The sequence below is a fragment of the Rhodococcus baikonurensis genome, from assembly GCF_040489275.1.
GTDB lineage: Bacteria > Actinomycetota > Actinomycetes > Mycobacteriales > Mycobacteriaceae > Rhodococcus_F > Rhodococcus_F baikonurensis.
In genome coordinates, this window is the sequence record NZ_JBEUOQ010000055.1 from 1,990 (window position 1) to 5,217 (window position 3,228).

Below are 3,228 nucleotides of genomic sequence, written 5' to 3' on the forward strand. Positions count from 1 at the left end.
GTTGTGTGTTGTTTGAGAACTGCACAGTGGACGCGAGCATCTTTGTTGTAAGTAATGAAGAGCGTACGGTGGATGCCTTGGCACCAGGAGCCGATGAAGGACGTAGGAGGCTGCGATAAGCCTCGGGGAGCTGTCAACCGAGCTGTGATCCGAGGATGTCCGAATGGGGAAACCCAGCACGAGTGATGTCGTGTTACCCGCGCCTGAATATATAGGGCGTGTGGAGGGAACGTGGGGAAGTGAAACATCTCAGTACCCACAGGAAGAGAAAACAACCGTGATTCCGTGAGTAGTGGCGAGCGAAAGCGGAAGAGGCTAAACCATGGGTGTGTGATAGCCGGCAGGTGTTGCATTCGTGGGGTTGTGGGGTTCATTTTGTCTGTTCTGCCGAGCAGGCCAACAGTAAGAAATCACAGGGTTAGTGGAAGTGGTCTGGAACGGCCTGTCGTAGAGGGTGAGAATCCCGTACACGAAAACTTTGTGACTGTTGTAATGGAAACCCAAGTAGCACCGGGCCCGTGAAATCTGGTGTGAATCTGTCGGGACCACCCGATAAGCCTGAATACTCCCTGGTGACCGATAGCGGACTAGTACCGTGAGGGAAAGGTGAAAAGTACCCCGGGAGGGGAGTGAAATAGTACCTGAAACCGTGCGCTTACAATCCGTCAGAGCCTTCGAGCAGTTTACTGCTGGGGGTGATGGCGTGCCTTTTGAAGAATGAGCCTGCGAGTTAGTGGCATGTCGCGAGGTTAACCCGTGTGGGGTAGCCGTAGCGAAAGCGAGTCCGAATAGGGCGATCGTAGTGGCATGCTCTAGACCCGAAGCGGAGTGATCTACCCATGGCCAGGTTGAAGCGACGGTAAGACGTCGTGGAGGACCGAACCCACTTAGGTTGAAAACTGAGGGGATGAGTTGTGGGTAGGGGTGAAAGGCCAATCAAACTCCGTGATAGCTGGTTCTCCCCGAAATGCATTTAGGTGCAGCGTCGCGTGTTTCTCACCGGAGGTAGAGCTACTGGATGGTCTAGGGGGCCCACAAGCTTACCGAAATCAGCCAAACTCCGAATGCCGGTGAGTGAGAGCGCGGCAGTGAGACTGCGGGCGATAAGGTTCGTAGTCGAGAGGGAAACAGCCCAGATCGCCAGCTAAGGTCCCTAAGCGTGTACTAAGTGGAAAAGGATGTGGGGTCGCGAAGACAACCAGGAGGTTGGCTTAGAAGCAGCCACCCTTGAAAGAGTGCGTAATAGCTCACTGGTCAAGTGATCCTGCGCCGACAATGTAGCGGGGCTCAAGTACACCACCGAAGCTGCGGCATTCACGCAATAGCCCCCAGTTGATCCAAGGATTTTCTGGCAGGTGTGTGGATGGGTAGGGGAGCGTCGTGTGGCCATGGAAGCGGCAGGGTGACCTAGCCGTGGAGGCCACACGAGTGAGAATGCAGGCATGAGTAGCGAAAGACGAGTGAGAAACTCGTCCGCCGAATGACCAAGGGTTCCTGGGCCAGGTTAATCCGCCCAGGGTGAGTCGGGACCTAAGACGAGGCCGACAGGCGTAGCCGATGGACAACGGGTTGATATTCCCGTACCCGTGTGAACGCGCCCATGGTGAATCAGTGATACTAACCATCCTGAAGCCACGAGAAGACCTTCGGGTCTCGAGTTGGTGGATGCATGGGACCTGATCTGGTAGTAGCCAAGCGATGGGGTGACGCAGGAAGGTAGCTGAGCCAGTCAGTGGTAATACTGGTGTAAGCGTGTAGGGCGTGACCTAGGCAAATCCGGGTCACACATAGCCTGAGACGTGATGCGTAGCCGATTGAGGCGAATTCAGTGATCCTATGCTGCCGAGAAAAGCCTCTAGCGAGCTTTCACACGGCCCGTACCCCAAACCGACACAGGTGGTCAGGTAGAGAATACTAAGGCGATCGAGATAACTATGGTTAAGGAACTCGGCAAAATGCCCCCGTAACTTCGGGAGAAGGGGGGCCCTGTCTGGTGACGACATGTACTGTCTGAGCTGGGTGGGGCCGCAGAGACCAGTGAGAAGCGACTGTTTACTAAAAACACAGGTCCGTGCGAAGTCGTAAGACGATGTATACGGACTGACGCCTGCCCGGTGCTGGAAGGTTAAGAGGACCGGTTAGTTCCTTCGGGAGCGAAGCTGAGAATTTAAGCCCCAGTAAACGGCGGTGGTAACTATAACCATCCTAAGGTAGCGAAATTCCTTGTCGGGTAAGTTCCGACCTGCACGAATGGCGTAACGACTTCTCAGCTGTCTCAACCGTAGACTCGGCGAAATTGCATTACGAGTAAAGATGCTCGTTACGCGCGGCAGGACGAAAAGACCCCGGGACCTTCACTACAGCTTGGTATTGGTGTTCGGTTCGGTTTGTGTAGGATAGGTGGGAGACTGTGAAACGGTGACGCCAGTTATCGTGGAGTCGTTGTTGAAATACCACTCTGATCGAATTGGACCTCTAACCTCGGACCATGATCTGGTTCAGGGACAGTGCCTGGTGGGTAGTTTAACTGGGGCGGTTGCCTCCCAAAATGTAACGGAGGCGCCCAAAGGTTCCCTCAGCCTGGTTGGCAATCAGGTGTCGAGTGCAAGTGCACAAGGGAGCTTGACTGTGAGACTGACAGGTCGAGCAGGGACGAAAGTCGGGACTAGTGATCCGGCACCGGCAAGTGGAAGCGGTGTCGCTCAACGGATAAAAGGTACCCCGGGGATAACAGGCTGATCTTCCCCAAGAGTCCATATCGACGGGATGGTTTGGCACCTCGATGTCGGCTCGTCGCATCCTGGGGCTGGAGTAGGTCCCAAGGGTTGGGCTGTTCGCCCATTAAAGCGGCACGCGAGCTGGGTTTAGAACGTCGTGAGACAGTTCGGTCTCTATCCGCCGCGCGCGTTAGAAACTTGAGGAAGGCTGTCCCTAGTACGAGAGGACCGGGACGGACGAACCTCTGGTGTGCCAGTTGTTCCGCCAGGAGCACCGCTGGTTAGCTACGTTCGGAAGGGATAACCGCTGAAAGCATCTAAGCGGGAAGCCTGTTCCAAGATGAGGTTTCTCACCCCCTCGAGGGGGTAAGGCCCCCGGCAGACCACCGGGTTGATAGGCCAGAACTGGAAGTGCAGTAATGCATGCAGGTGACTGGTACTAATAGGCCGAGGACTTACCACAAAGAAGCTACGCGTCCACTGTGCGGTATCTGAAACAACACACAGATAC

The 3,228-nt window shown here is 55.1% G+C and carries 1 rRNA gene; it reads left to right on the forward strand.

From position 1 onward, the window contains the following. Positions 1-45: 45 nt before the first annotated feature. A 23S ribosomal RNA gene (locus tag ABWI03_RS33990) occupies positions 46-3,180 on the forward strand. The last annotated feature ends 48 nt before the right edge of the window (positions 3,181-3,228 follow it).